We start from the raw sequence: 1973 nt of genomic DNA on the forward strand, positions 1-1973 counted from the left end.
CCGCGCGGCCTCGGTGGCGGTCGCGCGGGCCGGCAGGTCGGCTCCCCTGGGGCTCAGCGCGTCAGCCACACCGCGGTGTCACTCGGCAGCAGGTTGCCGTCCAGGCCGCCGCTGGCCAGCAGTACGCGGCTGTGCGCGGGCAGCGCCACCGGCTCCTCGTGGAGGTTGACCAGGCACTGGAAGCCGGGCTCACGGGTGAAGGACAGCACCGGTTCCTCCGGTGAGCTGAGCCAGTGGAGTGTGCCGTCACCCAGCGCCGGGTGACTGCGGCGCAGACCGAGGGCCGTGCGGTACAGGCTGAGCATGGACGGCGGGTCCTGGCGCTGGCTCGCGGCGGTCAGCGTCTTCCACGCCTCGGGCTGCGGCAGCCAGGGAGGGGCCGCCGCCTGCTCGGGCCCGAAGCCGAACGGTGGCGCGTCGCCGCTCCACGGCAGCGGGACCCGGCACCCGTCACGGCCGCGGTCGGTGCCACCGGAACGCTGCCACGTCGGGTCCTGGAGCAGTTCCTCCGGCAGGTCCTCGACCTCCCAGAGGCCCAACTCCTCACCCTGGTAGAGGTAGGCCCCGCCGGGCAGGGCGAGAGTGAGCAGCGCCGCGGCCCTGGCCCTGCGGGTGCCGAGTTCCAGGTCGGCCGGTGCCCGCAGGTCGGAGAGCGAACGCTGCGGCCGGTCCGGCTGCGGCCGGGCGTAGCGGGAGACGTGCCGGGCCACGTCGTGGTTGGACAGCACCCAGGTGGCCGGGGCACCGACCGTGCCGAGCGCCTCCAGCGAGGAGTCGATGACACGTCGCAGGTACGGGGCACGCCAGGGGGCCGTGAGGTAGTCGAAGTTGAAGGCGGTGTGCAGTTCGTCGCTCCGCACGTACCGGGCCAGCCGGTCCGGGTCGTCGGCCCACGCCTCGGCGACGAACACCCGCGGCTCCTCGTACGTGTCGGCCAGGGCCCGCCACCGCTGGAAGATCTGGTGCACTTCCTCGCGGTCCCAGTGCGGGTGGTCGGTCACCTGGGAGGCCTGGAGGATCTTGCCGTCCAGGGAGCCCAGGTCGGGCAGTCCGGGGGCTTTGACGAGGCCGTGGGCGACGTCGATGCGGACCCCGTCGACACCCCGGTCGAACCAGAAGCGCAGGATCGACTCGAACTCGGTGTGCACCTCCTGGTTGTCCCAGTTGAGGTCCGGTTGCTCGGGTGCGAAGAGGTGCAGGTACCAGGGCCCGGGTGAGCCGTCGGGTTCGGTGACGCGGCTCCACGCGGACCCGCCGAAGACGCTGCGCCAGTCGTTGGGCGGTTCGTCGCCGGCCGGTCCGCTACCGGGCCGGAAGATGTAGCGGTCCCGGGCGGGTGAATCCGGCCCGGCTGCCAGCGCCTCCTGGAACCAGGCGTGTTGCGAGGAGGTGTGGTTGGGCACGATGTCGATGATCAGGCGCAGCCCGTGCCCGTGGGCCTCGTCGATCAGCGCCTGCGCGTCGTCGAGAGTGCCGAACGCCGGGTCGATGTCGCGGTAGTCCGCCACGTCGTAGCCGCCGTCGGCCATGGGGGAGGGGTACCAGGGCGTGATCCACAGCGCGTCGACCCCGAGTTCGGCGAGGTAGGGGAGGCGTTGCCGGATCCCGCCCAGGTCGCCGACACCGTCGCCGTCACTGTCGGAGAAGCTGCGGAGGTAGATCTGGTGGATGACGGCGTCGCGCCACCAGGTGGCTCGGACGGGGGTCACGGCTCTCCTCATCGTCATCGGGTGGTCGGCCTCGTCGGGTGGTCGGTCGGGTCGGTCGGCCGTTCGACGGCACCCGCGGAGTACAACCCTGCACCACGCGGGCGTGTTCCGGCGGGAGAAGCGGCTGCGGCTGCCCGGTGGGCGGTTTCGGCGGGCAGCACGCACCGCCGAGCCGACGAGCCCGCGCACGGGAGCCCGCCCCGGCTCACGCGCCACGGGTGACGGTTCCCCCGGGCCGGACCGCCCCCGCCGGGCGCTGGGCAG

1 protein-coding gene is annotated in these 1973 nt (G+C 73.1%); it reads right to left on the reverse strand.

The window, feature by feature from the left end; genetic code table 11:
• Window positions 1-53 precede the first annotated feature (53 nt).
• Entirely contained in the window at window positions 54-1727 is a 1674-nt protein-coding gene (locus ACYVE9_RS24770) for a glycoside hydrolase family 13 protein (RefSeq protein WP_461030125.1), read from the reverse strand.
• Window positions 1728-1973: the final 246 nt, after the last annotated feature.

The organism is Streptomyces sparsus (genome assembly GCF_054776295.1).